This window comes from Ruegeria sp. CG11, from assembly GCF_056537245.1.
In genome coordinates this window covers 1-1,494 of the sequence record NZ_JBQFRE010000057.1, presented here as the reverse complement: position 1 = coordinate 1,494, position 1,494 = coordinate 1, and the positions used below count along the sequence as shown (strand labels likewise).

Annotated in this window: 1 protein-coding gene; it reads left to right on the top strand. The window is 64.3% G+C overall.

The window, feature by feature from the left end; translation table 11 throughout:
- Positions 1-45: 45 nt before the first annotated feature.
- Positions 46-1,494 carry a mannose-1-phosphate guanylyltransferase/mannose-6-phosphate isomerase gene (locus ACR0KW_RS24190; protein WP_480807301.1) on the top strand — a complete coding sequence of 483 codons (1,449 nt, stop codon included), beginning with the start codon at positions 46-48 and terminating at the stop codon, positions 1,492-1,494.

Genomic DNA, 1,494 nt, shown 5'->3' with positions numbered 1-1,494 from the left:
CATTGACTAGGACCGACTTGAACCAGATTGGATTTTGACCTTACCATGTTGATCACTCCTGTCCTCCTTTGCGGAGGGTCCGGCACGCGTCTTTGGCCTTTGTCCCGGAAAAGTTATCCCAAGCAATTCGTTCCTCTCGTTGGTGAGGAGACCCTGTTTCAGGCCTCTGCGCGCCGCCTGTCCGGTGCCACGGACAGTTTGGAATTTGCGGCCCCCGTGGTGCTGACCAACTCGGACTTCCGGTTCATCGTGGCCGAGCAGTTGCAGGCCGTCGGCATCGATCCCGGCGCCATTCTGATCGAGCCCGAGGGGCGCAACACCGCCCCGGCCGTTCTGGCCGCGGCGTTGCGCGCCCATGCCGAAGACGCGGATGCGGTGCTGCTGGTGGCGCCCTCCGATCACGTTGTCCCCGATGCCGCCGCATTCCAGGCGGCGGTCGCCCGCGGGATGGGCGCCGTGGCGCAGGGTCAGCTGGTGACCTTCGGGATCACCCCCACCCATCCGGAAACCGCCTATGGTTACCTCGAGCTGACAGACGCGGCCAGCAGCGACGGGTCCCCCGTTCCGCTGAAGCAATTTGTCGAAAAGCCCGACATGGCCCGCGCGACCGAGATGCTGGCGGTCGGCAACTTCAAATGGAACGCAGGCATTTTCCTGTTCCGTGCAGCGGACATGGTCGCCGCCTTCCGCGCCCACGCACCCGATCTGATGGCACCGGTCGCAGCGGCGGTTGAAACCGCCACGCCGGATCTGGGCTTTCTGCGCCTGAACCCGGAACCGTGGGGCCAGGCCGAGGATATCTCGATCGACTATGCGGTGATGGAAAAGGCGGACAACCTGTCGGTGGTTCCCTTCGACGGGGCCTGGTCCGATCTGGGCGGCTGGGATGCGGTCTGGCGCGAAAGCGGTCCGGATGGCGATGGTGTCGTGACCAGTGGCGGAGCCACCGCGATCGAGTGTCAGAACACGCTGCTGCGGTCGGATAGCGACCAGTTGGAACTGGTGGGCATCGGGCTGGACAACATCATCGCGGTGGCGATGAACGATGCCGTTCTGGTGGCGGATGCGTCACGTGCGCAGGACGTCAAGAAAGCTGTTACCGCACTGAAGCAAAAAGGCGCGCCGCAGGCGACGGCCTTCCCCAAGGATCACCGCCCCTGGGGCTGGTTTGAAAGCCTTGTGGTCGGCGACCGGTTCCAGGTCAAGCGCATCCACGTCCACCCCGGCGCCGCGCTGAGCCTGCAGAGCCATTTCCACCGGTCCGAACACTGGATCGTGGTCGAAGGCACGGCCCGCGTGACGATCGACGACACTCAGCAACTGGTGACCGAAAACCAGTCGGTCTACATCCCGCTGGGCGCCGTGCACCGGATGGAGAACCCCGGTAAGGTTCCGATGGTCCTGATCGAGGTTCAGACCGGTACCTATCTCGGCGAGGACGACATCGTCCGCTACGAGGACGTCTACGCCCGCGGCCAGGGCGCAAAGGGCTGA